Below are 25,449 nucleotides of genomic sequence, written 5' to 3'. Positions count from 1 at the left end.
GTGTCATGCGCATTCTCTTTGTGACGAATCCCTTCAGGGCGCATCTCTATGTGCAGGTGCCGTTGGCGTGGGCGCTTCGTACCGCTGGGCATGAGGTGTGTGTCGCGGGGCCTCCGGAGGTCGCCGAGGCGATCGCGCACTGTGGGCTGCCCGGTGTGGCGGTCGGTGAGGTGATGCGTCCGATTCAGGAGCGGATGACGAGTTTCCAGGCGCCGGAGGGCCCCTGCGATCCGAGGGGGGACCGTACTGGGAAGTCGGTGCAGAGCGACTACGGCTGGGGCGATCCGCATGTCGAACTCGAGGACTTCACCACGGGTGTGCATGAGGTCTTCTTTCCGGACTCCCTGACCGATGATCTGGTGGGATTCGCTCGCCGCTGGCTGCCCGACCTGGTGATCATGGACTCCAGCGCCTATCCCGGTGCGGTGGCGGCGCGAGTGGTCGGTGCGGCGCACGCCCGGATCACTCCCAGTGTGGACAGGGTGGCGCAGTTGCGCTCGGCCTGCCGGGCCGGGCTCGGCTCCGCCGATGACCCGCTGCGGGACTGGCTGCAGCCGCTCCTGCAGAAGTACGGCTGTGACTTCGATGAGACGACGGTGCTCGGGCAGTGGACGATCTCTCCGATGCCACCGTGGATCTGGCAGCCGGAGGGCGTGCACTACCTCCCGGTGCGCAATGTGCCGTTCAACGGTCCCGCGACGGCGCCGAGGTGGGTGTATGAGCCGCCCGCCCGCAGGCGCGTGTGCATCACACAGGGCATCTCGCACCGGGATGCCGGCATCGGCGATGTGGCCCCGGCCGTTGATCTTTTCGAGGCGGTCGCCGACCTCGACATCGAGGTGATCGCGACCTTCACCGCCGAACAGCTCGAATCGGCATCGGCGATACCGGACAACGTACGCACCGTCGACTTCGTCCCCTTCACCTCGCTGCTGCCCACATGCTCGGCGTTCGTCCACGAAGGCGGCGTCGGGAGCTTCGCCACAGCGTTGGAACACGGCGTCCCGCAGATCATCGCCCCGCACGATGCCAAAGTCGAGAAATGGTGGGGTCCGGTGACCATGGCGAACGGACTGGAGCACCGCGGCGCCGGCATTTATGCGGCCAACGGCCACAGCCTGACCCCCGACATACTGCGCGACAGCCTCAAACTGGTCCTGGAGGATCCGTCGTACGCAGCGAACGCCGCCCAGCTACGCACCGAAGTGAGAGCGATGCCGAGCCCGAACGATCTCGTGCCGGCGCTGGAGAAGCTGACCGCCGATCACCGCACACCACGACGCTGACCCCGAACAGCCGCCGCCATCGACTGTGCAAGACAGAAGCCGTGCCGCTGTATCTCAGCTCCGGGCTCGAATGACAACTGAGTGGAAGGCATCATGAATATCATCGAGTGCACCGAGTGCCGCATTTGTGGCAACCGCAAACTGTCGCCGGTGCTCGACCTGGGAACTCAGGCGCTGACTGGCATCTTTCCCGGCAGCCTCAACGAGATCGTGCCGACCGCCCCGCTGGAACTCCTCAAGTGCTTTCCGGACGGCTGTGGACTGGTGCAGTTACGGCATACCGCCGATCTTTCGCTCATGTACGGCGACCGCTACGGATACCGCTCGGGCATTCGGCCTTTTATGATTGACCATTTGCACGGCAACGTCGCCAAGCTCATCGGCATGGTCGATCTCGACACCACCGACCTGGTCGTCGACATCGGCAGCAACGACTCCACCCTGCTGCAGGGATATCCGACCGACGGTCCCACCCTGGTGGGCATCGACCCCACTGGTGAGAAGTGGCGCCGGTACTACCCCGACCACATCGAACTGATCCCGGACTTCTTCTCCCGGGCGGCCATCGCCGAGCGGTACGGCGACCGCAAGGCCAAGATCGTCACCTCGATCGCGATGTTCTACGACCTGCCCGACCCGATTGGGTTCATGGCCGACGTGCGCGACATCCTCACCGACGACGGCGTGTGGATGGTCGAGATGGCCGATGTGGCTTCCATGCTCGAGGCGCTGGCCTACGACGCGGTGTGCCACGAGCACCTCGAGTACTACGCGTTCAGCCAGATCGAGTGGATGGCCGAGCGCGTCGGTCTCACCGTGTCGACGGCCGAACTCACCGGGGTCCACGGCGGCAGCCTGTGCCTCACCCTGGTCAAGGACCCCAGCCGGCACAAGATCGACACCGTCGCGATCAACCGGATCCGGCAGCGGGAGGCCGAGCTCGAACTGGACAACATGGCCCCGTTCGAGGCCTTCGCACGCCGCGTCCGCAACCACCGCGACGAGCTTCGCGCGTTCCTGGATGACTCGCGGGCCGCGGGCAGGCTGACTCTCGGGTACGGGGCGTCGACCAAGGGCAACGTGACTCTTCAGTACTGCGGGATCGATGCCCACGACCTGCCGTACATCGGTGAGGTCAGCCCGGAGAAGCACGGCCACTTCACCCCCGGGACCGGGATCCCCATCATCTCCGAGGAAGATGCCAAGGCGCGCCGCCCCGACCAGCTGCTGGTGCTCCCGTGGGCTTACCGCGACGGGTTCGTCGAGCGGGAGCAGGAGTACCTGGCGGGGGGCGGAAAGATGATCTTCCCGCTGCCGTCCCTTGCCACGGTCTGATACTGCGCGACAGCCTCAAACTGGTCCTGGAAGATCCGTCGTACGCAGCGAACGCCGCCCAGCTACGCACCGAAGTGAGAGCGATACCGAGCCCGAACGATCTCGTGCCGGCGCTGGAGAAGCTGACCTCCGATCACCGCAAGTCGTGACGTTGACTCCAGCGGCCACCCGCCTGTTTCAACCACCATCGATGACCTCGGCGCGGCGGGCCGCCAGGAACCGCCGCTCGGTCTCGTTGTCGACCAGGTCCAGTGCCGCGAGATAGGCGGTCGCCGCCTCGCGCCGGCGGCCGAGACGGCGCAGCAGGTCGGCGCGGACCGCTGGAAGATAGTGGTATCCGGCGAGTCGGCCGTCCCGCTCCAGGTCCTCGATCTCCTTGAGGGCGGCCTCCGGTCCGCGCACCATCGATACCGCCACGGCCCGGTTGAGCGCGACGACCGGCGAGGGCCAGACCCTCAGCAACTCGTCGTAGAGCCCGAGCACCCGGCGCCAGTCGGTCGCGGCGTAGCTGTCGGCAGTGGCGTGCAGCGAGGCGATGGCGGCCTGAAGTGCGTACCGGCCGATGCTGTCGGTCCGGAACGCCTCAAGGGCCAAGCGGCGCCCCTCGTCGATGGCGGACCGGTCCCAGGCGGACCGGTCCTGGTCTTCGAGGACCAGCAGCCTGCCCTCGGAATCGGTACGGGTGGCCCGGCGGGCGTCGGTGAGCAACAACAGCGCCAGCAGCCCGCGGACCTCCGGCTCGTCGGGCATCATGGCCAGCAGCTGCCGGGACAGATGCAGCGCGCATCCACCAGGTCGGCACGGACCAGGCCGGTCTCCAACGGCGCCGTGTGCCCGGTGGTGTAAAGCAGATGGATGACCGACAGCACAGCGTCCAGCCGTTCGGGCAGCTCCCCCACATCCGGCACCCGAAATGGAATCCGCGCCGCGGAGATCTTCGTCATCGCCCGGGCGACCCGCGCGGCCATCGTCGGCTCGGAGACGAGCAGCGCCTTGGCGATCTCGGCGGTCCCCACCCCGCACACCAGGCGCAGGGTCAGCGCCACCTGAGCTTCCCGGGCCAGCGCGGGATGACAGCAGGTGAAGATCAGGCGCAGCTGCTCATCGGGCACCGGGTCCTCTCCGGGCTCCTCCATCACGGCATCATATGGATCTCACGAGCAGGGACATACCGTCACCCGTGTCGAGGCCGGTGGTGACGCGCCCCACCGCGGTGAGCGTATGGGCTCGGACGCGACGGTGCGCGTCACCACGATGCGGCCGGCCGCGGCCGCCGGTTTCTCACTCCTCCGGCGGCGTGAACAGCGGCCGGACCTCAACACCGCCGCCGTGCTGGGTGGCCGGGTTGAGCTTGGCGACCTTCAGCGCGACATCCAGACTGGGCGCCTCGATGATGAAGAATCCGGCCACGACCTCCTTGGCCTCGATGAACGGACCGTCGGTGACAACGTCGCCGCGGACCGAGATGGCCGTGGTGCTGGGCTGCAGCGCGAATCCGGTGACCGGCTCGGCGCCCGTCTCGGCCACCTGGTCGGGGTAGGTCTCGAGCGCCTTCTCGTACTCGGCCGGGAGGTCCATCGGGTCGGCCGGGGCGGGCTGGTAGACCAGAATCCCGTACTGGGCCATCAGGTTCTCCTCGAATCGGTGTTTCTCTCTGGTTCCGACGAGCGAGGCCCGCCGAAATCGACAACCGGTCCGGCGAAAGTATCACCGGCGCCCGCCTGCCGCCTCGGCTTCGTCACCCGCGGCACCGGTCTACCAGCGGTGCCTCGACATTCTTTCTCCCGCCTTTGCCCACGGTCATCGAATCGGGGCGGCTCCGAGCGTCCGCCGACGCCGAGAGGAGGCGAAGCGCCGGAACATCGGGTTCTCGATCAGCGTGTACTGAAGCCAGGCCGCTCCCAGCGTGGCCACGAAAAGCAGGACGAGAACGGCGAAACCGACGGGCGCGCTCCAGCCCTCGGGTGTACCGAGCAACTGGCGGGCATGGATGACGATCATGTAGTGCCAGATGTAGAAGGCGAAGGCCAGCTCCCCGAGCTTGACCATCGGGCGGCTGCCGAGCCAGCCGGAACGTCCCCGGCTGTCCCGGGCGGCGGCCGTGAGGATGAGGAGGCCGATCGGGACGAGGTGGATCGCCGCCATGTTGAGTCTTTCGGGAATCAGCGGTGACACGGCGTAGACGGCGACGAAGAGTCCCACCGCGGCGCCGAAGTTCAGCGGTATCCGCCGGCCGGAAATTACGATCTTGGCCAGGATCATGCCGAGGATGAACTCCAGCATCCGGATCGGCGGGAACTGCTGGATCACCCACATCTCCAGCTCCGGCCAGCCGAGACCCTCGACCGGCTTCGACGCCGGCAGCAGCTTCGGGGCCAGCAACGGCGCGGCGAAGGCGGCCGCCACCACGCCGCCCGCCCAGGCCCACAGCCGCTCGGGCCTGATCCGGTCGACGAGGCGGATGAGGAGCGGGAAGCAGAGATAGAAGAACAGCTCGGCGGAGAGCGACCAGGTCGGGGGGTTGAAGGCGATCCGGGTCTCCAGGTCGGGGATGAAGGACTGCAGGGCCAGACCATGCAGCAGCACGGTCTTGCCGTGGATGGGTATGTGCAGCACCAGGCCGAGCACGCCGATGTAGGCGGCAAGCGTGACCAGGTAGTTCGGGAAGACCCGGAGGGCGCGACGCCGCCAGAACGTGGGGGCGGTGTCCGTCGGCCGCCGCGCCCAGGTCATGACGAAGCCACTCAGCACGAAGAAGTAGACGAGCGCGGCCCAGCCGCCCTGGATGATGAGCCCGAGATGCTCCATCTGGAAATTCGAGGCGAACAGCGCCGAGCCGGCCAACGCATGCGTGAGGAATACCAGCAGGCCGGCGATGAATCGCATCCCGTTCAGCGACTCGAGGCGACTAGAGCCGGCCGTGACGTCCTTGTGTGTTGCTTCTTGTACCATCTTGGGTACCTTTCTCAAAGGACCTCGAGTTCGCCGTCATCGAGATCGTTCATATCTGCCGATCGTCCATTCGATGTTGAGCCCGAGCGCGGTGCCCGCCGGCCCGTGCATCAGCTCGGGCAGCACTTGTTCGTGCATGAGGTGGTGGATGACGGCCTCGCGAAGGCCCCGGTCGGTGATCTCGGCGAGATACTCGGCCTGGTTCGCGGGGACGAGCGCCGTCATCAGGCTTTCCTCGGCTAAGAGCTCGTAGGTGCGCCGTTCGACGGTGCCGTGTAAATGCGGTGCCAGAGCCGCCGCCACGGACGTCCTGGTCTGCGGGGTGGGCAGGATCCGCCGATCGGCGCGCCGCTGGGCGCTCGCCCGCTCCTCTGGCCGCACGCGCGCCACCGCGTCCCGGAGCGGTGACGCCAGAGAGTGCGGCTCGACCGAGTCGAGCGCGGCGAGCCAGTGCCGGCGCAGCAGCCGGTTGGGGTCGTGGAAGAGCATCGAATAGGCGCTGGCCGGACCCAGGTCGGGCGAGCTGAAGGAGAGCAGCCCGCCGGGCCGCAGGACGCCGGCGATGGAGTCCGCGGTGCGCCGCATGGCCTCGCCGGTCAGCAGGTGGAACACCATGTTGGCCAGCACCGCGTCGACCTGCTCGCCCGCCATGACGTCGATCAGTGGACGGAACGCGCCGCCGGTGCGCAGCGCGTGGAAACGCGTCCAGGGGTGCTCGCGAAGTAACTCGTACCCCTGCGCGAACCAGCTTGTCGGGATATCGACGAGGTGCAGCTCAAAGGTGGCACCGCGGTCGGCGAGGCGTTGTTCGACATCGTGTGCGACGCAGGCTTTGATCAGCTCGATCGAGGCCAGGCCGGTCCCTGCGCCGTAGTCGAGCACCCGGACGACATCGCCGCGACCGGCACCGTCGATGCGGGCCTCGATGGCGCGGAGCGTGTCGCGGACCACGATGCCGGTGGCACCGGAACACCACTGGCGCGGGTGGGCGACGTCGCCCTCGGTGAAGAGGAGATGATGCAGCCCCTCGCCGTCGGTCCGGTCGGTTCCCGGGCCGGGTCGCCACGTGTCATGACGTTCGGTCGGGATGCGCCGCGGTGCCGGCTGCACGGGTATCAGGCGGTTGAGGGACACCGCGACGAATGGCCGGGTGGTCGGGTAGCGACGCTCAAGGTGGCTGACCGGTTGGAGCCCGGCGATCCGGCAGCACCGCATGAAGGCGGAGTGCTCGACCGGGTACTGATGGGAGAGGCCGTGATAGGCGTCGAACGCCACCGAGTGCAGGGCTCCGAGGTGACGCCGCGTCACGTGCGGCGCCACGCTGTGCGCCTCGAGGATGACGAGTCCGTGCTTGCGCACATGAGGCACCCACCTCCGCAGGTGCTCGACGAGGTCGGACTCCACCTCGGCGGCCGTCAGCGGACGGCCGTCGGGGGCGACGTAGGCGCCGGTGGACCAGCCGGGGAGGTCAGCGCGCGGGTCGCCGCCGAGATAGGGGCGATCATGATCGAGGAACGCGCGGATGTGCAATCCGTCGTCGATCGCCAGGCCGTGCGCGGCGAGCTGTTCGCGCAGCGCGCCGGGATCGCCGATGTCGCCCTGCAGTAGCAGCGGCTCGCGCACCCCGGCCGCCTCGAGTACGTCACGCGCGTAGTCGAGCGCCACTCGGCTGGCATCGATGCCGACATAGCGGACATCGTCCCCCAGCAGACCGTGGAGGTGGGCCAGCCAGTTACCGCCACCGCAGCCCATGTCGGCGACGAAGGAGGGCCGCGGCGTGTGGCTGAAGATCTCCGTGAACACCGGATCCGCGTCGGCGAAATAGCGCCGATGGGCGGCGGCGCTGGCCTGCACGTTGAGCTGACGCTGGCAGTGCCACTCGCCATCGCCGGGTTCGACGAGCACCTCGCCCCGGCAGAGTTGCTCGAGCCGGGCGAGCATGGGCAGATAGGAGCCCACCATGCCCATGTGGTCGACCATCGCGAGTCCGGCGCGCCCGAACGGGGTCCAGGAGCCGTCGCCGTCCAGCCAGCCGAGGAGTGTCAGCAGCCTCGCGACTTCACCCTCCGGCCGCTGGAGGCCCCTGGTGCCGCGCAGCGACAGCAGAGCGGGGACGGCGAGCGCGCCATCCAGGTGCGCGGTGACCACATCGGAGGGATCGGCGCTGGACCGCCAGTGCTCGTGGGTGTCGAGTACGTCCGAGAATGCCATCTCGGTGGGGGCGGCCCAGGGATGGGCCCATGAGTCCGGGGCATTACTTGTGAAGCGGCTGAGGAAGCGTCCGCCGGCTACGTATCGCTCGCGGTGGCGCATCGCGGCTCGGCCCTCGTCAGTCCACGCTCGAGCCGATTCGTCCAGCCAGCCGACACTGGCCAGCGAGCGCCAGGCGACACGGAGATAACCATTGTCCGGCCGGTCGGGATATCCGGCTGGATTCAGCAGTCCCAGGGCGTCGAGCGCGCGGACCGCTGAGGAGAGCAGCACGCCGTCCTGATAGAGGAACACGGCACGGCGCACCCTTCCCTGGTCCGCACCGGTCCCATCGGTATGGAGATTCTGAGTCGGAGCGGCAGTCGGCAACACTGAGACCTCCCACGATCAGCTCCATCACCATCGCAGGACCGACCAGCGTGCACATCTTTTCCATTGCCTATTCTCCGAGCGGCGTAGGACGTCCTGACCGGGCGCCGCGAACCGCGCACATCCGGTTTCGCCGCCGGGGAATCCGGCACTTGCGAAGTGGGGTGGTCGTCCACGGCGTCGCTACCGTCGACGGCGACGATCAGCGAGCGAGGAACGGTGGTACTGGAATGACCCGGCCCGCTGAGTCCGTGCCCGGCATCATTCGGACGGTCTCCTCCCGCGAGGTGTACCGCAACCCGTGGCTGTCGCTGCGCGAGGACGTCGTGGAACGCCCGGACGGCACCCACGGCATCTACTCGGTGGTCGACCGGCCGGACTACGTCGTGGTGATCGCCGCCGAGCGCGGCGGGTTCCACATGGTCGAGCAGTACCGGTACCCGGTTGGCGGGCGGTACTGGGAGTTCCCCCAAGGCTGCTTCCCGGACGGCCGCACCGGCACCGCTGAGGAGCTGGGCCGCACCGAGCTGGCCGAGGAGACCGGCCTGAGCGCGGCGTCGTGGACCCCGCTCGGCAGGCTCTACGGCTGGCACGGCGCCAGCGGCCAGGCGTTCACCGTGTTCCTGGCCACCGGCCTGAGCGCGGGAGTGCCGCAGCGTGAGCACGAGGAACAGGACATGCGCCACCACTGGATCGCGCGCGCGGAATTCGAGCAGATGATACGGACGGGTGGCATACGCGACGACTCCACCACGGCCGCCTATCTCCTGCTGCTCATGCACGAGCGGGCGACACCATAGCCCTGTCGGACCGTCCCGCTCAGGCTCGTTGTCGCGACGGCCACCAAGACCAGCGGCTCTCGGCGCATGCTGGGAGATGCGCCGCCGCCCGTGCGCAGAACAAGCTGAGTCATAAACCCGCATACCTGCGTTCACGAGCGGCCGGCCGCCGCCGGTGGAGGGGTGGAGACGCCGATGATCGAATGCCGAATCTGCGGCGGTGTGGTCGAGGAGTTCCTGGATCTTGGACGTCAGCCGCTTTGTGACGCGTTTCTGCGCCCGGCCGACATCGACGCCGAGTTCTTTCACCGGCTTGCCGTCGGGTGCTGTGAGACGTGCACGTTGGTCCAGCTGGCCGAGGAGGTGCCGCGCACGCGGATGTTCCACGAGGGCTACCCGTACCACTCGTCCGGGACGTCGGTGATGCGGGAGCACTTCGCCCGGACCGCCCTGGGCCTCGTCGAGACCGAGCTCGCCACCGCGGATTCTTTCTTCGTCGAGATCGGCTGCAACGACGGGTTTCTGCTACGGAAGATCGCCGAGTCCGGAATTCGCCATCTGGGATTCGAACCCGCCGCAGGGGTGGCGAAGGTCGCGCGGGAGCGGGATGTGCGCCTGCGCATGGATTTCTTCGAAGAGTCGACCGCGGCCGCCGTCCGGGAGACCGAGGGACCCGCCGACGTGATCTACTCGGCTAACACCATCTGCCAGATTCCGTACGTGGACTCGCTCCTGCGTGGTGTGGACGCGTTGCTGAGCCCGGACGGCGTCTTCGTCTTCGAGGACCCCTATCTGGGGGACGTCATTGAACGGATCTCCTTCGACCAGATTTGCAATGAGCATTTCTATCTGTTCTCGGTTCGTTCGGTGCGGGCGATGGCCGAGCGGTTCGGGTTCGAGCTGGTGGATGTGCAGCGGCTGCCGGTGCAGGGCGGGTCGGTCCGTTACACGCTTGCCCGTGCCGGTGCCCGGCGGCCGGCTCCGTCGGTGGCCCGGCTACTGGCCGAGGAGAACGCCCAAGGACTGACGGAACCCGACACGCTGCGAGGCTTCGCGTCCTCGGTGACCCGCATCCGCGACGACCTGGTCGGCCTGCTGCGCTCCCTGCAGGACCAGGGCAAAACCGTCGTCGGCTACGGCGCCACGGCCAAGAGCGCGACCGTCACCAACTTCTGCGGCATAGGACCCGAACTGGTCTCCTACGTCTGCGACACAACACCCGCCAAACAGAATCGGCTGACCCCCGGGATGCACATCCCGGTCAGGCCACCAGAGTCCTTCGCCACCGACGACCCGGACTACGCACTGCTCTTCGCCTGGAACCACGCCGAAGAGATCATGGCCAAGGAACAGCGGTTCCGCGAGACCGGCGGCCGGTGGATCCTGTACGTGCCCGAAGTAAAGGTGGTCTGACCATGAGCGGGCTCCCACCGATCTATGACCCCGCCCTGGAAGACGCATCTCCCGGCTCTCCCACACCGTGATGGAGGGCCGGACCACCGCATGACGGTGCACTACCTGGTGGCCGATCCCGAATCGGGCATCAGCCACTTCACCGATCTGCACATCCTGTCGCTGTTGACGCGGCACGAGTATGAGACGGCCTTCGCCGGGGCGGGCGTCGCCTCCGTCGAGTTCCTCGAGACCGGCCGCGGCCGCCCCGGCCTCCTCATCGGCATCAAGTCCTGAGCGGTCCGCCGAGCGCGGTACGCCCCGACGCGGTATCCCCGCGCCGGGGCGCGGGCGTCAGCCGCGAGCGAGGATCTTGCGGAGGGCGGTGATGACCTTGTCCTGGAGGTCTTGCGGCAGCGACGGATACATGGGGAGCGAGAAGATCTCGTCCGCGGCGGCCTCGGTCACCGGGAAGTCGCCGGTGGCGTGCCCCAGATGGGCGAATCCGGTCATGGTGTGCACCGGCCACGGGTAGCTGATGTTGAAGTGGAAGTCGAACTCCCGGAGCGCCTCGAGGATCTCGTCCCGCTCGCGATGGCGTACGACGTAGATGTAGTAGACGTGTTCGTTGCCCGGGGCGATCTGCGGCAGCGTCAGCTCGGTGTCCCCGAGCCCCTCGGCGTACCGCTGTGCGACGGCACGGCGGGCGGCGATGTAGTCGTCCAGCCGACGGAGCTTGCGGCGCAGGATCTCGGCGTGCACCTCGTCGAGCCGCGCGTTGTGCCCCGGCGTGCGCACCACGTAGTAGCGGTCCTCCATCCCGTAGTACCGCAGCCGCCGCAGGTTCGGCTCGACCCGGTCGTCGGAGGTGATCACCGCACCGGCGTCGCCGTACGCGCCGAGGACCTTGGTGGGGTAAAAGGAGAAGGCGGCCGCGTCCCCGCCCGTCCCGGCGAGCCGGCCGTTGCGGCGCGCCCCGTGCGCCTGGGCGCAGTCTTCAAGAATCCGCAGGTCATGCTGCGCCGCCAGTCGTTCGAGCGGGGCGAGATCCACGCACTGGCCGTACAGGTGCACCGGGAGCAGGCATCTGGTCCGGGGGGTGACCGCGTCGGCCACCTGATCGGTGTCCATGAGGTAGGTGCCGGGGTCCACGTCGACGAACACGGGGGTGGCACCCACCGCGTCGATGGCCAGCACGGTCGGCGCCGCGGTGTTGGACACGGTGATGACCTCGTCGCCCGGGCCGACTCCCAGCGCCTGCAGGCCGAGCTTGACCGCGTTGGTGCCGTTGTCGACCCCGACGCAGTGCGCCACCCCGTGATAGTCGGCGAACTCCTCCTCGAAGCTCCGTACGCTCTCGCCGAGAATGAGCCGGCCCGAGCGGAACACGGTGTCGACCGCGTCAAGGATGTCCGCTCGCTCGGCTTCGTACTCCCTCTGGTAGTCCCACACGTAAATGGCCATCACTATTCCTCGGGTCGGTTCGGTGTCACAGGCTGTTAAGGCAGAAGAGCAGGGTTCTGGTCTCGATGCTGAGGTAGTAGCTGTGCCGTTGCAGCACCAGCAGTTGCCCGACCGTGATCCACATGAAATCCGGCGGCGCCTGCATCGGGAAGTCGTCGTCGGCCTCCACGATGAGATAGCGCGTCTCGGCATGGCGGAAGCGGCCACCCTCCTCGGATAACACGACGTCGTAGCGGACGCCCTCGCGCGCCGCCAGCATGTGATCGAGGAACTCCGGGCGACGATCCGCCGGGGTATCGGCGTAGTCGTTCATCATGAACCGCACGGTGGGACCGAGCTCCACCGTGTCCCGGTAGCCCGGCAGGACTTCGGCGCGCACCAGCGCGTGCAGCATTCCGCCGATGCGCCGGACCACCAGCCCCGCCAGGGCGAGGCCGTGCGGTGCCAGCAGCGGCTGTTTCCAACTGTGCACCTCGCGGGTCCGGGCATTCACCCGGACGCCGACGATGCTGAAGTTCCCGCGGCCCTCGGGGAGGATCCTTTCGGCGTCCCGCCGCCACCCCACGAGGGTGTTCAGCGGAACCAACCGGACGGAAAGCTGGTAATCGCTCTTGCGGCCGGTGAACCAGCTGAGGATCTCCGTCATCGTGTGCACGCCCCCGGGCTCCAGGGAGTGCCACAGGGTGCCGTCGAACTCGTCGCCTCCGTCCGGTTCGCTCGCCGGGGCCGCGATGGGCAGGCACCCGAGGACCGACCGGGCGTCCATGTTGATGACGTTGCGCCGTTGGAGCAGCCGGCGGATCTGCCCGAGAGTCAACCAGCAGAAGTCGTCGCGGACGGGCACGTGGTCGGTGACCTCGACGACGATGTTCCGGTTGCGCTTCAGGTGGAACCAGGCGCCCTGCTCCGACTGCAGGACGTCGACGAGGACGCGACCCCGCTCCGGCTCGGTGAAGTACTCGACATAGTGGGCGCGCCTGCCACGATGCACTTGGGTGTAGTTGCTGGACGTCGCCTGAACCGTCGGCGAAAGCTGCACCATGTCGGCGTTGCCGGGTTCCATCTTGGCCTGCAGCAGGAAGTGCAGGACACCGTCGAACTCCTTGGCGATTATTCCGAGGATGGCGATGTCCCGTTGTACGAGAATGGGTTGCCACCACTCTCTGGTATGACCGTGATTCGCCCTGACGTGCATTCCTTCCACGGTAAAGAAGCGGCCACTGTGGTGTTCAAGATTCCCGGTGTCGGGAGCGAAGCGCCAGCCCGTTGGTTCGGTCAGTTCGGTCAGCGTGATTATGCTGCTCTCGAACGGCTGACTTCTCTTCTCGCGGAGCCAGTCGTCGATGTCCGGGCTCACCCGTGACGCGGTCGTTCGCGCCGAGGCGGTGACGCGGACGGCAAGGTCGACGGGCACGCTCGGGTCGAGCTGATTGAGTCGCGCAGGCACCGAAGACTCCCCTGGGTCGCATGACTGCGTGCATCGTCGTACGGCCGGGCTTTGCGCCGCACCTTCGGGATTGCGGTGCGGTCAGTGCGATCCAGGGTCTGCCGAAGAGCGAAGCCAAGGCACGATGAAAACAATCACGGCATTACCGGAGATGCGTTGCCGACGTGCCACTTGGCACGCTGTTCGCGCACCGCCCCGTTCCCTCCTGAAAGTGGTGCCATGAGATTCTTACCTGATCAGGGAAGTACCCGTGCGGCGGTCATCGGAATGGGTTATATGGGATCGACCGTGGCGGCGACCCTCGCCGGGGAAGGCGTGGACGTCGTGGGAATCGACGTCGATCCGGCTTTGATCGCCCAGTTGGAGCAGCGCCGTTGCCCGTTCAGCGAGCCGGGACTGCCCGAGCTGCTGCACAGCGGCCTGGACTCGGGCCGGCTGCGGGTCACCACCGACTACGGGGAGGTCTCTGACGCGGACGTGGTGATCATCGCCGTTGGCACGCCGGTCCAGGACACCCGGCTCGTCGACTTCTACCTGCGGGCCGCTTGCACGAAACTGGCCGGGCAGCTGCGCGAGGGCCAGCTCGTCATCCTCAAGAGCACAGTGCCTCCGGGCGTGTCCAGGAAGATCGTCGCTCCGCTGCTGGAGGGCGGGGGGCTGGCGGTGGGAGAGGACTTCGGGCTGGCCTTCTGCCCCGAGCGGCTCTCGGAGGGGCGGGCCCTGCACGAGCTGCGGACGTTTCCGATAGCCGTGGGCGGGTGGTGCCCGGACAGCGCGGCCGCCGCGGCCGCGTTCTGGCAGCGGACGATCGACGCCGAGATCATCATCTGCGGGTCGATGGAGTCCGCCGAGATGGTGAAGCTCGCCAACAACTGGTGGATCGACCACAACATCGCGATGGCCAATGAGCTGGCGAAGCTGTGCGCCGTGCTGGACGTCGACGTACTGCAGGTGATCGCCGCGGCGAACACGATGCGCAAGGGGACCGGCAACGTCAACATCTTGCTGCCGAGCGTGGGCGTCGGCGGGTCGTGCCTGACCAAGGACCCGTGGATGGCGTGGCGGGCGGCCCGCGACCACGGCGTCGAGCTGGCCACGATCCCCGTCGCCCGGGAGGTCAACGACGCCATGCCGGGTTACACCGTCGACCTGATCACCGAGGAGCTGGCCCGGGCCGGCCGGCCACTGGCGGACGCGAAGATCGCGGTGCTCGGCGTGGCGTTCAAGAACAACACCGGTGACCTGCGCGCGACCCCGGTGCTGCCCGTGGTCACCGGGCTGCGGGAGGGCGGAGCCGAGGTCGCCGTCTTCGACCCGCTCGCCGACGCCGCCGAGGTCGAGAAGGTCTTCGGGGTGGCCCAGGCGCAGACGGCGCGGGAGGCGCTGGCCGGCGCCGACTGCATCGCCGTGCTGGCGCGGCACGACGAGTTCGCTGAGATCGATTTCGTCGCGCTCCGGGAATCGGTGGCGCCCTCGTGCGTCATCGTCGACGGCCGCGCCTATTACTCACCGGAGACCATCGACCGGTTCCGGCGGCACGGTTTCAGCTACCGCGGGATCGGCAGGTAGTGGTCGTGGCGCGGGTCGTGGTCACCGGAGGCTGCGGGTTCCTGGGCAGCCATCTGGTCGACGAACTGGTCCAGCGAGGCGATGAGGTCACGGTGTTCGACGGTGGTGCGCCGCCCCCCGGCCAGGAAGCGCCGGCCTCGGTCCGCTACGTCACCGGTGACGTCCGGGACGCGGCCGGACTGGCCGAAGTGGTGCGGGACGGTGTCGACATCGTCTATCACCTCGCCGCCGTCGTCGGTGTCGACCGCTATCTCGACCGTCCGCTCGACGTGATCGACATCAATCTGCTCGGCACAAGGAACGTGCTGGACCTCGCCACGAGGGCCGGCGTGAAGGTCGTCGTCGCGAGCACCAGCGAGGTCTTCGGGAAGAACCCCGCGGTCCCGTGGCGGGAGGACGACGACCGGGTGCTCGGCAGCACCGCCGTGGACCGGTGGTGCTATTCCTCCAGTAAGGCGCTGTGCGAGCATCTCGCCTTCGCCTTCGCCCGCGAACGCGGGCTCCGTACGGCCATCGTGCGTTACTTCAACGTGTACGGCCCGCGGCAGCGGCCTGCGTTCGTCGTCAGCAGGAGCGTCCACCGGGCGCTGAACGGGAAACCTCCGGTCGTCTACGACGACGGCGGCCAGACGCGGTGCTTCACCTACGTCCGGGACGCGGTCGACGCCACGATCGCCGTCGGCGCGAGCGAACGCGCCGTCGGGGAGTGCTTCAACGTCGGCAGCTCGGCCGAGACCACGGTGGCCCGGCTGAGCGCTCTGGTCGCGGAGCTGACCGGCGCCGGGGCGGTCCTGCCGGTGCAAACGCAGGACCGGCTCGGCGACCGCTATCAGGATCTGCGCAGGCGGGTACCGGACACAAGCAAGATCAGAAGTTTGCTCGGCTGGCGGTGTGCGACGGACCTGCGCGATGGGCTCGCCAGGACGATCGAGTGGGCACGGCGGAACCCCTGGTGGCTCGCGCTGCCCGACAGCGGCGCGGAACCGGACGGTGATCTGAGGGCGCCCGCACCCGCCCGATGACCTGCGGCCGGAGATTTTCCAATCCCGGCTGTCGAATCCGGTGGACCTCGCTCGTCGGAAGGGCGTAAGAGGAAAACACCGATTCGAGGAGGACTCTGATGGCGCAGTACGGGATCCTGGTCTACTCACCGGCGCCCGCCGACCCGATGGACCTGCCGGCCGAGTACGCGAAGGCGCTCGAGACCTACCCGGACCAGGTGGCCGAGACAGGTGCCGAGCCGGTCACCGGATTCGCGTTCCAGCCCAGCACCACGGCCACCTCGGTCCGCGGCGACGTTGTCACCGACGGCACGTTCCACGGGGCCAAGGAGGTCGTGGCCGGATTCTTCATCATCGAGGCGCCCAATCTGGATGTCGCGCTGAAGGTCGCCAAGCTCAACCCGGCCACTCAGCACGGCGGCGGTGTCGAGGTCCGGCCACTGTTCGAACCGCCGGCGGAGTAAGAAGACCGCGGCACTGATCGGCCGCATCGTGGTGCCGCGCACCGTCGCGACCGAGCACAGACGCTCACCGCGACGGGGCGCGTCACCCCCGGCTCGACCGACCCGATGGGGGCTGGTCCCCGGGCGCCTGCCGGACACCGGAGCCGACGGCGAACCCGGCACGCCCAAGTCTGTCGATTGTGTTCCCGGTCGTTCGTCAGAGAGGTAGACGGGGCCGCATCGAGAACAAGAAAGGATCTGCGATGGATACCAGCACCGATAAAGACGTGCCCGCCCGTGCGGGACGCCGGGAATGGTTCGGCCTTGTAGTGCTCGCTCTGCCGACGCTGTTGCTGTCGGTGGACATGAGCGTGCTGTTCCTGGCGGTCCCGCACCTGACCCAGGATCTGCAGGCGAGCAGCACCCAGCTGCTGTGGATCGCCGATATCTACGGCTTCATGCTCGCGGGGTTCCTGGTCACGATGGGAACCCTCGGCGACCGGATCGGCCGCCGGAAGCTGCTGCTGATCGGAGGGGGCCTCTTCGGTATCGCCTCGCTGCTGGCGGCCTTCTCCACCAGCGCGGAAATGCTCATCGCCGCCCGGGCGCTGCTGGGCGTCTCCGGAGCGACCCTGGCGCCGTCGACGATGGCCCTGATCTCCAACATGTTCAAGAACCCGAAGGAGCGCGGCACCGCCATCGCGGTCTGGTCGAGCTGCTTCATGTTCGGTGGCGTGCTCGGCCCGGTCATCGGCGGGTTCATGCTGTCGTGGTTCTGGTGGGGTTCGGTGTTCCTGCTGGCGGTCCCGGTGATGGTGCTGCTGCTGATCGCCGGACCGTCGTTGCTGCCCGAGTACCGCGACCCCGACGCCGGCCGGCTGGACCTGCCCAGCGTCGGGCTCTCGCTGCTGGCCATCATCCCGTTCATCTACGGCGTCAAGGCATTCGCCCGCGATGGCTTGTCGGCGGCGGCCGTGGTGACCGTGCTGGTCGGCGTGATCGTCGGCGTCCTGTTCGTCCGCCGGCAACGCCATCTGGATGATCCACTGTTTGATCTGGGCCTGCTCAAGATCCGCGTCTACCGGAGCGTCGTGCTGCTGGGTCTGCTGGTCGGGGTCATGATGAGCGGCACTCTGTTGCTGATCAACCTCCAGCTGCAGCTGGTCGAGGGGCTCTCGACCAGGGCCACGGGGTTCTGGCTGGTGCCCGGCGTCATCGCCACCTTCGCCGCCATCTCGGTGACCCCGAAGCTGGGCAGTGCTTTCCGGCCTGCCTACGTCATGGCGGCCGGGCTCCTGGTGACGGCCGCAGGCTGCGTGGTGCTGTCCCAGGTCCCCAGCACCGATGGCCTGACCATGATCGTGATCGCGTTGATCCTGATCAACGCCGGCCTCGCCCCGCTGGTGGCGCTGGGCTACAACATGATCCTCGGCGCCGCACCACCGGAGAAGGCCGGCTCGGCATCGGCGCTGTCGGAGGCCAACGGCGAGTTCGGTCTGGCGGCCGGCATCGCCATCCTGGGCAGCATCGGCACCGCCGTCTATCAGAGCCGGCTCTCGCTGCCGGCCGGCCTGCCCGCCGACGCGGCGGCCGCCGCCCGCGAGAACATCGCCACCGCCATGGAGGCGGCCCGGCAGGTCGGCGGATCCACGGCCGACGACCTGATCACCTCCGCTCGCGAGGCGTTCACCTCGGGACTCAATGTGGTGGGCCTCATCGGCGCCGTCCTGTTCACCGCGTTCGCGGTGCTCACGGTGCATTGGCTTCGCCAGGTGCCCCCCACGCAGGATTCCGAACCCGAGGCCAAGGCCGACACCGCGGAGGCGGCCGCATAGTGCCGGTGAACGGCGGCCGACCCGAAGCCGCCGTTCGCACGGGACCTTCGGCGTCAGACGACGCCGAAGGTCCCTTTCCGTTGGTGAGAGGGTGCGCGGTCAACCATCCGCGGCAGGCGGAATGTTCTGATTGAGGCGGAAAAGGTTGGTCGGGTCATACTTCGCTTTGATCACCCGCAGGCGGTCCCAGGTGCGCCCGGGGTAGGCGGCACGGACCCGGTCCTCCCCCTCGTCCCCGAGAAGGTTGACGTAGGCACCGTGGTCGCGCTGCCGCATCGCGTTCGCGAACCGTCGTATCCACGCCTCGTGTGGCCCGGCCTCGTCGGCGGTCTCGTAGATCGCGGCCAGGTTGACCATGATCCGGCTCTCGCGGTGCGGGAACGCGGTGGCGTCGGGGGAAACGCGGGCCATCGCGCCGCCCAGCACGCGCAGTTGCGCCGCGGACATCATGGCGGTGGAGGTGCGCAGGAAGTCGAGGATCGTCTCCGCCTCCGCGTGCCCGATGGTGTCGACGAACATCGTGTGCGATGCCGCCAGGGGATGGAAATCCTCGTCCTCGGGCGGGAAAATGCCGCTGTACGGCATCGTCTCGAGCATGTCGACGAGGGGCGTGGCGAGCGCGCGGAACGGCGCGAGGACCCGTTCACCGGCCTCGGGCGGGCCCGCGTAGCACATGGTCGCCATGACGACCAGCCGGCCGTGCTGATCCTCGGGGAGGAACGGCATGGGAGGGGCGGGCATGATGTTGGCGATGGCCGACAGCTCCTCGGGTGCGGCCTCGGCCTCGGCCACGAAGGACTGGATCACCTCGGCCGTTGCCGGCAGTATCAGCATGCCGCCGACGATCGATTGCACCGGGTGGAGGCGGAACTTGAACCGCGTCGCGACGCCGAAGTTCCCGCCGCCGCCGCGGATCGCCCAGAAGAGGTCTGGATGGTTGTGCGCATCCACCTGGCGGACCTGGCCGTCCGCCGTGACGATCTCGGCTGCCATGAGGTTGTCAATGGTGAGCCCGTGTTTACGCACGAGATATCCGACCCCGCCGCCGAGCGTGAGGCCGCCGATCCCGACCGTGGCGGTGTCGCCGAATCCCGTCGCGAGACCGTGGGCCGCGGTGGCCGTGGTGTATTCACCGGTCGACATGCCCGCCTCGACCCATGCGGTGCGGGTCGACAAATCGATATCAAGGGCACGCATCTTCGCGAGATCGAGCATGATACCGCCGTCGCACACGCCATGGCCGGCGGTACTGTGCCCGCCACAGCGAACCGACAGCGGAATGCCGGTCTCCCTTGCGAGCAGGACCACCTGTGCGACCTGCTCGGCACGGTCTGGTCGGATGACGACGGCCGGGCGGTGGTCTATTCCACCCGGATATACCGTACGGGTCGCGTCGTAGCCCGCATCGGCGGGCGTGATGACCTGCGCGTCCAGCTGCGGCCGAAGTTTTTTGATCGCTTGGCGCGAAAGTTCGGCGGGGATTGTCACCGGGACTCCTGAGACGCTCGGATAACAGGGCAACCACTCTTAACAGTTAGGCATAATGTCATTTCGAAATCGACCGTAGGGGTCGATTCGTCCTCGAATCCGGTGGACGGCCGTCAATTGATCGCGGGTGAGGTGCCGCTGTGGCTGCCGGCGGTTCTCCACAAAGGTCGGTGCGGTCCGCCCGGTGTCCCATGGGCTCAGCGCGGCGCGGATGGCCGCGCACCGGCGGGCTATCGCCTCCTCCTGGGCCTCGTCAGCGGGCACACCCGCGGCCGAATAGGCATACCGGGCCGCCAGGTGATCAAGCACCCCCCCGGTCGGCGACGGGATCGAGCAGGCGCCGCCGAGCTGGCGCAGCCCGGCGAGAACCAGCGGCGAGTCGCTCCCGGCACCGGCCGTCCGGAGGAACTCCGCGACACCGTCATCGCCGATCTCGTCCAGCAACATGTGGTCCCCGTGGACGGCGACTGGATCGGCGGGATCCATGTGGGTCTCCAGGACGGTCGCGGGATCGGTGACCTGCCAGGTATCGAGGATCGGTTCCGCTGCCGCCCGCAACGGGCCCAGCAGGTCCTCGGCGTGGCTGCGCGCGGTCGGCACGTCCGCCTCGGTCGCGCAGTGGATGACACCGTCGATGCACAGCACCGGCCCTCCCCGCAGAACGGGCGGTACCTCAGGCAGGTCGGGGAGATTCAAGATCCGGAGCGACGTCGAGGCATCCCACGGCGCGTCCTGTGCCCATCGCCGCCAGATCGGCAGCAGCCGCGGCGCATGGACCGCCGGCCAGAAGGTCGCGCCGGTGACTACCTTGGCCGCGGGGAACAATTCGATCTCGATGGCGGTGACCACGCCGAACCCGCCCCCTCCCCCGCGCAGCGCCCAGAACAGCTCCGGGTCATTGCCGTCGTCCGTCCGGCGTACTGAGCCATCTGCGGTGACCAGCTCGATCGCGCGGACACTGTTGACGGCGAGCCCGACTCTCCGGCTATAGAAACTCAGACCCCCGCGCAGCAGGTAGCCGACGACGCCGACGGTCGCGGCCGAGCCATGCGGCGCGGCGAGCCCGGACGGTGCGATCGTCTGGACGGCGGCGCCCCAGCGCACACCCGCTGGAATGCGAGCGATACGGCGTTCGGTATCGAGCTCGACCGTGCCGTCCAGCTGAGTCCGGATCAGCACGGCTCCGCGCATCGAACGCGCGGTGGCCGAAGCGTGCCCGGTGGTGTGGACCCCGATCTGCAATCCCTCGCGCTCGGCATAGCGGAGTACGTCCCGAATCTGATCGACGGTGCGCACCGTCGCCGCCGCGGCCGGTTCGGCGGGAGCGGCCAGGTTGAAGACCTGCGTCGCGTCCTCGTAGGCCCGGCTTCCGGGGAAGGCGACGCCGTCCCACACAATCGTTGATCCTGAACCCATGGAGTCAGTGTCACAAGTACTCGGGATGGCAGCACCTCCTGGGTTGCGCGGCCCACGTCAGCGCCCGGGTGTGCCGAAGCCACGCATGATCGGCCGTTGGATCAGAATGGACTGCAGCCATGACAGCAGCAGCGTGACCCCGAAAAGCAGGGCGACCACGGCGAGTCCGGCGGGCACGCCGAAGCCCCCGTCGAGCAGGGCCACACCGGCGTTGATGACCACGAGACTCCAGAGATAGAACTCCCAGGAGACCCCGCCGAGCCAAACCATGACGCGGCTGTTCAACCAGCCCCGGCGCCCGGCGCCGTCGGCGGTGGCGAGCGCGGCGATGACCAGGCCGATGGGGACGGCCGTGACCGCCACCATCGGATAGGTCAGCGGGAACAGCGGCGCCACGGCGTAGGAGACGATGAGCAGCAGCGTCGCACCGCCGACCCCGAGCGGCAGCCGACGGCGGGTCTGGACGACGCGCGCGAGAAGGATCCCGAGGATGAACTCGAGCATGCGTACCGGCGGGAACTTCGTGACGAACCAGAACTGGGAGTCCGGAACCTTCGTGAACTCATGCCCCGGATAGGGCGCGGCCAGATTATCCGGAAGCAACGTCGCGGCGAGCGGAAGGATGAAGATGACGGCCACGACACCGCCCGTCCAGGCCCAGAGACGCTCCGGCCGAATGCGGGCGATCAGGGCCATGAGAACCGGGAAGCACAGGGCGAAAAGCACCTCGCAGGAAACCACCCATGATGACGAGTTGAAACTCGTCCAAATTTCCAGCTGAGGGAACCATGCATGGAGCAGCGTCCCATTGAGCACCGCCACGCCATAATCGACTGGAAACAGCGGTACGAAAGTGAAGAGGACGATCGCCGCCGCCAGCGTGATCAGATGCGGCGGGTACAACTCGAGGAAGCGGTGCCGCCAGAACCTTCGAACCGTGTCACCGGGCCGCACCGACCAGGCGAGAACGAATCCGCTGAACAGGAACAGGTAGCTGGTGGCCGCTGAGGCTCCCTGCCAGAAGACCATGGCCACCGCCCCCTTGTCGGGGATCATCTGAAACGCAGGTGACGCGAATATCTGCGTGAACGAGACACGGGCCAGGAACATCGTCGCCACCACGATGATGAGCGCACCCGTCAGGGACGGCAGGCGCGACTCGAAAGGACCGGTGTGCGAGCGAGGCTGTACGGTCACACTCATATCAGCTGCCTCCTAGTTTTGCCGATGCGGCATCATGATGGGCCGCCTCGAACTCATCGGCCCGCTTCCAGCGCGTCTCAACAAAATTCGGAAGCGGGTATTCAGCGAGCCGGTGCCGATGACGTTCATTTCTCCGCTCACGGCTCATCCCCCTGCCGACAGTGACATCCAGTCACCCATCGTTGTCGCGTCAACGGTTCAGGGCATCTTCCAGATTGTTGGACCGCACCCTCGGCGACTCGTTTGGAACCGGCGGAGCCGTGCGGAGAGCCGGGCGGCGTCAACACGGGTGCACGAACCGGCTTTCCGGACAGTCCATTTTCTGCCGGGCAATCGGCCGCTTCTCGCAGATTGCCCGGCCGCCGCATTACCGCGTAACCTCGCATGCTCAGAGAAAGCCTGGACTTCTACTGGAAGCTATTGATGCGGTGGAGGTTGCCGGATAGGCTCCCTATTCTCGCCGCGTGAAATGGGGCCTGATGCCGCACATCGAACTGGGCAACGACCTTCCGGGCATTACCGGCCTGATGGCCTACCGGCCCGAGACCGCCGGCCCCCTCTCCGCCCTCGCTGAGGTGCTGCTGCGGGGTCCGAGCAGCCTGACCCGTGGCGAAAGGGAACTGATCGCCGCGTACGTGTCGTCGCTGAACGAGTGCAGGTTCTGCACCGCTTCGCACGCGGCGTTCGCGGCCGCCCAGCTTCCCGAGGGAAGGGAACTGGTCGACCAGGTCCGCGCGGACCCTGGCGGAGCACCGGTCAGCGCCAAGCTGAGGGCGCTGCTGCGGATCGCCGCGCTGGTCCAGGCGGACGCCCGTACGGTCACCGCCGACGACGTGGCCGCCGCGCGCAGGGAGGGCGCCACCGATGTCGAGATTCACGACACCGTCCTCATCGCCGCCGCGTTCTGCATGTACAACCGGTACGTCGACGGCCTGGCGACCGTCGCGCCCGAGGACCCGGCCGCGTACGAGTTCATGGCGCAGCTGATCGTCGACGAGGGCTACCTGAGGCTGGCTCGGTGACGGCGCCGGCCCGCCACCAGTACCTCATCATCGGCGCCGGGCCCGCCGGCCTGCAGCTCAGCTACTTCCTGCAGCGGTCCGGTGCCGACTACCTGACGCTGGAACGCGAAGGCCGCCCTGGGGGGTTCTTCGATCGCTACCCCCGGCACCGGCGGCTCATCTCCCTCAACAAGGTGCACACCACGAGCACGGATCCGGAGATCCGGCTGCGCTGGGACTGGAACTCCCTGCTGAACGACTCGGGCCTGCTGTTCCCCTCCTACACCCGGGAATACTTCCCGCAGGCCGAGGACCTGATCCGCTACCTGGTCGACTTCCAGAAGGTCCACGACTTGAACGTGCGGTACCGCACGCCGGTCGTCCGGGTCGAACGGTCAGGAGACGGGTTCGCGGTGCACACCACCGACGGGACGCTGCACTGCCGGTGCGTCATCGTCGCGGCGGGCTGGGGCGGCCCGTTCATCCCGGCGATCAAAGGGATCGAGCACGCCGTCGGATACGAGACGATGCCGGTCGACCCGGAGCGGTACGCCGGGCAGCGAGTACTGATCATCGGCAAGGGCAACTCGGCCTTCGAGACCGCCTCGGCCATCCTCGGCCACGCCTCGATGGTGCACCTGGCCAGCCGCAGACCGCTGCGGCTGGCATGGAACACCAAGCACCCGGGCGACGTGCGCGGCCACTACGGAGCCCTCCTCGACAGTTACCAGTTCAAGACGCTGCACTCGGTACTGGACTGCACGATCGAGGAGATCCGTCCGGTGGGAGACCGGTTCGAGGTGTCCATCACCTACACCCACGCCGACGGCGAGCAGGCGACGCTGGAGTACGACACGGTGATCCGATGCACCGGATTCCGGGCCGACATGTCCGTCTTCGCGCCGGAGTGCCGCCCCCGGCTGGAGCGCGACGGACGGCTCCCGTCGCTGACCCCCGACTGGCAGGCGGCAGGTGTGGACGACCTGTACTTCGCCGGCACCCTGGCCCAGGCGCGCGACTTCAAGAACGCCTCTTCGGCGTTCATCGACGGCTTCCGCTACAACCTGCGGACGCTGACCCGGTTGCTGCGTGAGCGCTACGACGGGGTTCCGCTGCCCTACGACGTGGCGCCGCCCGATCCCCAGGGACTGACCGCGTTGGTGCTGGATCGGGTGAACTGGAGCTCCGCCCTGTGGACCCAGTTCGAGTACCTGTGCGACGCACTGGTGCTCGACCCGGCGTCGGGCCGGCTGCGGCACTACATCGACCTGCCCGAGGACTACGCGGTCTCCCGGTTCGAGGATCTCTACACGGTCACGCTCCGCTGGGGCCGCGACGACTACGGCGACGTCTTCGCCATCGAGCGGCACCCGCAGCCGGACCGTGCCGAAGAAAGCGCGTTCATCCACCCGGTCGTCCGGCGTTACAGGCGCGGCGAACTCGTCGGCGAGGTGCATCTGCTGGAGGACCTGCTGGCCGAGTGGCGCCGTCCGGACCGTCACGTCGCCCCCCTGGAGGCGTTCTTCACCAGAGACCTGCCGACCTGGGACATCAGCAGCGGACCATCACTTCGCTGAGGGGCTTGCGGACCAGATCGGGCACCCGAGCGTCGGGGGCCGGGTATCCGACCGGCATGAGCACGTTGGGACGCTCCTCCGGCGGCCGTTCGCAGATCTCGTTCAGGAACCGCATCGGGCTGGGCGTGTGGGTGAGGGTGGCCAGACCCGCGTGGTGCAGGGCCGCGATCAGCAGACCGACCGCGATGCCCACCGATTCCTTGACGTAGTAGGGCTTGGGGCTGTGCGGGCCCTGGTGCACCTCGAACACCACGATCAGCACGGGTGCGGTCTCCAGGAACGGTTTCCGCCAGTCGGTGCCGATCGGGGTGATCGCCCGGAGCCACTCCGGCGAGGCACGGCGGGTGTAGAACTCCCGTTCCTCTGCCTCGGCGACCAGCCGGAGCCTGCGCTTGCGGGCGGGGTCGGTGATCACGACGAACCGCCAGGGCTGGACATTGGCACCGCTCGGCGCGCTGGCGGCGGCCCGAATCGCGGTCTCGATCACCTGGTCGGGGACCGGCTCGGGGGAGAAGTCCCGCACGGACCGGCGGGTCGCCATCACGTCGGTGAAGGACCGTACGGCGCGGACGGCCTCCTCCGGCGGGACTCGCCGGCGGAGAAGGGGAACCGTCCGGTCCGGTACGACCTCGGTCATCGAAACGCCTCCCATTGGTGCGGCGTTTCCCATGTTCCCGCGAT

General features: G+C 67.9%; 22 protein-coding genes. 11 read left to right on the top strand and 11 right to left on the bottom strand.

What is annotated here, in order from left to right:
• Positions 1 to 5 precede the first annotated feature (5 nt).
• Positions 6 to 1,286 carry a nucleotide disphospho-sugar-binding domain-containing protein gene (locus HKK74_RS19030; RefSeq protein WP_187244575.1) on the top strand — a complete coding sequence of 427 codons (1,281 nt, stop codon included), beginning with the start codon at positions 6 to 8 and terminating at the stop codon, positions 1,284 to 1,286.
• A 93-nt stretch (positions 1,287 to 1,379) separates the two neighbouring features.
• Positions 1,380 to 2,621 carry a class I SAM-dependent methyltransferase gene (locus HKK74_RS19025; protein WP_187244574.1) on the top strand — a complete coding sequence of 414 codons (1,242 nt, stop codon included), beginning with the start codon at positions 1,380 to 1,382 and terminating at the stop codon, positions 2,619 to 2,621.
• Positions 2,622 to 2,798: 177 nt separating this feature from the next.
• Here HKK74_RS19025 and HKK74_RS39130 read toward each other — a convergent pair whose 3' ends face one another.
• The 5 genes from HKK74_RS39130 to HKK74_RS19005 all read right to left on the bottom strand — a co-directional run bounded on the left by HKK74_RS39130 (position 2,799) and on the right by HKK74_RS19005 (position 8,078).
• Positions 2,799 to 3,374, bottom strand: a complete 576-nt coding sequence (locus HKK74_RS39130) for a DUF6596 domain-containing protein (protein WP_222722453.1) — start codon at positions 3,372 to 3,374, stop codon at positions 2,799 to 2,801.
• Positions 3,371 to 3,757: a sigma factor-like helix-turn-helix DNA-binding protein gene (locus tag HKK74_RS39125; protein ID WP_222722452.1), complete on the bottom strand. Its 387-nt coding sequence runs from the start codon at positions 3,755 to 3,757 to the stop codon at positions 3,371 to 3,373. Before HKK74_RS39125 ends, HKK74_RS39130 begins: the two co-directional genes overlap by 4 nt.
• A 145-nt stretch (positions 3,758 to 3,902) precedes the next feature.
• A complete protein-coding gene (locus tag HKK74_RS19015; RefSeq protein ID WP_187244573.1) occupies positions 3,903 to 4,247 on the bottom strand; it encodes a YciI family protein in 345 nt (114 codons plus the stop codon).
• Positions 4,248 to 4,421: 174 nt separating this feature from the next.
• Positions 4,422 to 5,573 carry an acyltransferase family protein gene (locus HKK74_RS19010; RefSeq protein WP_222722451.1) on the bottom strand — a complete coding sequence of 384 codons (1,152 nt, stop codon included), beginning with the start codon at positions 5,571 to 5,573 and terminating at the stop codon, positions 4,422 to 4,424.
• Positions 5,574 to 5,609: 36 nt separating this feature from the next.
• Positions 5,610 to 8,078, bottom strand: a complete 2,469-nt coding sequence (locus HKK74_RS19005) for a class I SAM-dependent methyltransferase (RefSeq protein WP_222722450.1) — start codon at positions 8,076 to 8,078, stop codon at positions 5,610 to 5,612.
• Positions 8,079 to 8,383: 305 nt separating this feature from the next.
• On the opposite strand from HKK74_RS19005, the gene HKK74_RS19000 reads away from it, so the two are divergent.
• The 3 genes from HKK74_RS19000 (at position 8,384) to HKK74_RS18990 (ending at position 10,621) form a co-directional block, all read left to right on the top strand.
• Positions 8,384 to 8,953 (top strand): NUDIX domain-containing protein, encoded by a 570-nt coding sequence (locus HKK74_RS19000; RefSeq protein WP_187244571.1) that lies wholly within the window; start codon positions 8,384 to 8,386, stop codon positions 8,951 to 8,953.
• Between the two features lie 174 nt (positions 8,954 to 9,127).
• Complete coding sequence (locus tag HKK74_RS18995; RefSeq protein WP_187244570.1) at positions 9,128 to 10,345, top strand: class I SAM-dependent methyltransferase; 1,218 nt, start codon at positions 9,128 to 9,130, stop codon at positions 10,343 to 10,345.
• 90 nt (positions 10,346 to 10,435) lie between these two features.
• Positions 10,436 to 10,621 carry a hypothetical protein gene (locus HKK74_RS18990; protein WP_187244569.1) on the top strand — a complete coding sequence of 62 codons (186 nt, stop codon included), beginning with the start codon at positions 10,436 to 10,438 and terminating at the stop codon, positions 10,619 to 10,621.
• 57 nt (positions 10,622 to 10,678) lie between these two features.
• Here the strand turns inward: HKK74_RS18990 and HKK74_RS18985 are convergent, their stop codons facing one another.
• Together HKK74_RS18985 and HKK74_RS41485 are read right to left on the bottom strand one after the other, a co-directional pair.
• A complete protein-coding gene (locus HKK74_RS18985; protein WP_187244568.1) occupies positions 10,679 to 11,788 on the bottom strand; it encodes a DegT/DnrJ/EryC1/StrS family aminotransferase in 1,110 nt (369 codons plus the stop codon).
• A gap of 25 nt (positions 11,789 to 11,813) precedes the next feature.
• Positions 11,814 to 13,235, bottom strand: coding sequence for an NDP-hexose 2,3-dehydratase family protein (locus tag HKK74_RS41485; protein ID WP_187244567.1), 1,422 nt, complete (start codon positions 13,233 to 13,235; stop codon positions 11,814 to 11,816).
• A 219-nt stretch (positions 13,236 to 13,454) separates the two neighbouring features.
• On the opposite strand from HKK74_RS41485, the gene HKK74_RS18975 reads away from it, so the two are divergent.
• The 4 genes from HKK74_RS18975 to HKK74_RS18960 all read left to right on the top strand — a co-directional run bounded on the left by HKK74_RS18975 (position 13,455) and on the right by HKK74_RS18960 (position 18,083).
• A complete protein-coding gene (locus tag HKK74_RS18975; protein ID WP_187244566.1) occupies positions 13,455 to 14,804 on the top strand; it encodes a nucleotide sugar dehydrogenase in 1,350 nt (449 codons plus the stop codon).
• Positions 14,805 to 14,809: 5 nt separating this feature from the next.
• Positions 14,810 to 15,826, top strand: coding sequence for an NAD-dependent epimerase/dehydratase family protein (locus tag HKK74_RS18970; protein WP_312881606.1), 1,017 nt, complete (start codon positions 14,810 to 14,812; stop codon positions 15,824 to 15,826).
• A gap of 98 nt (positions 15,827 to 15,924) precedes the next feature.
• Positions 15,925 to 16,269: a YciI family protein gene (locus tag HKK74_RS18965; protein ID WP_187244564.1), complete on the top strand. Its 345-nt coding sequence runs from the start codon at positions 15,925 to 15,927 to the stop codon at positions 16,267 to 16,269.
• Positions 16,270 to 16,511: 242 nt separating this feature from the next.
• A complete protein-coding gene (locus HKK74_RS18960; protein WP_187244563.1) occupies positions 16,512 to 18,083 on the top strand; it encodes an MFS transporter in 1,572 nt (523 codons plus the stop codon).
• Between the two features lie 99 nt (positions 18,084 to 18,182).
• Here the strand turns inward: HKK74_RS18960 and HKK74_RS18955 are convergent, their stop codons facing one another.
• From HKK74_RS18955 to HKK74_RS18945, 3 genes are read right to left on the bottom strand one after another with little or no spacing between them, the layout of a single operon-like run.
• Complete coding sequence (locus tag HKK74_RS18955; protein ID WP_222722449.1) at positions 18,183 to 19,571, bottom strand: FAD-binding oxidoreductase; 1,389 nt, start codon at positions 19,569 to 19,571, stop codon at positions 18,183 to 18,185.
• Between the two features lie 39 nt (positions 19,572 to 19,610).
• Entirely contained in the window at positions 19,611 to 20,987 is a 1,377-nt protein-coding gene (locus HKK74_RS18950; protein WP_187244562.1) for an FAD-binding oxidoreductase, read from the bottom strand.
• Positions 20,988 to 21,044: 57 nt separating this feature from the next.
• Positions 21,045 to 22,190 carry an acyltransferase family protein gene (locus tag HKK74_RS18945; RefSeq protein ID WP_222722448.1) on the bottom strand — a complete coding sequence of 382 codons (1,146 nt, stop codon included), beginning with the start codon at positions 22,188 to 22,190 and terminating at the stop codon, positions 21,045 to 21,047.
• Between the two features lie 464 nt (positions 22,191 to 22,654).
• On the opposite strand from HKK74_RS18945, the gene HKK74_RS18940 reads away from it, so the two are divergent.
• Together HKK74_RS18940 and HKK74_RS18935 are read left to right on the top strand one after the other, a co-directional pair.
• Positions 22,655 to 23,212 (top strand): carboxymuconolactone decarboxylase family protein, encoded by a 558-nt coding sequence (locus tag HKK74_RS18940; protein ID WP_312881605.1) that lies wholly within the window; start codon positions 22,655 to 22,657, stop codon positions 23,210 to 23,212.
• A complete protein-coding gene (locus tag HKK74_RS18935; protein WP_187244561.1) occupies positions 23,209 to 24,768 on the top strand; it encodes an NAD(P)-binding domain-containing protein in 1,560 nt (519 codons plus the stop codon). Before HKK74_RS18940 ends, HKK74_RS18935 begins: the two co-directional genes overlap by 4 nt.
• Here HKK74_RS18935 and HKK74_RS18930 read toward each other — a convergent pair.
• Entirely contained in the window at positions 24,743 to 25,405 is a 663-nt protein-coding gene (locus tag HKK74_RS18930; protein WP_187244560.1) for a nitroreductase family protein, read from the bottom strand. The two genes, HKK74_RS18935 and HKK74_RS18930, sit on opposite strands and share 26 nt — an antisense overlap.
• Positions 25,406 to 25,449: the final 44 nt, after the last annotated feature.

It is taken from the genome of Actinomadura alba, from assembly GCF_014323705.1.
In the GTDB taxonomy this organism is placed as follows: Bacteria; Actinomycetota; Actinomycetes; order Streptosporangiales; family Streptosporangiaceae; genus Actinomadura_C; species Actinomadura_C alba.
This window is presented reverse-complemented; position numbering and strand designations above follow the sequence as displayed.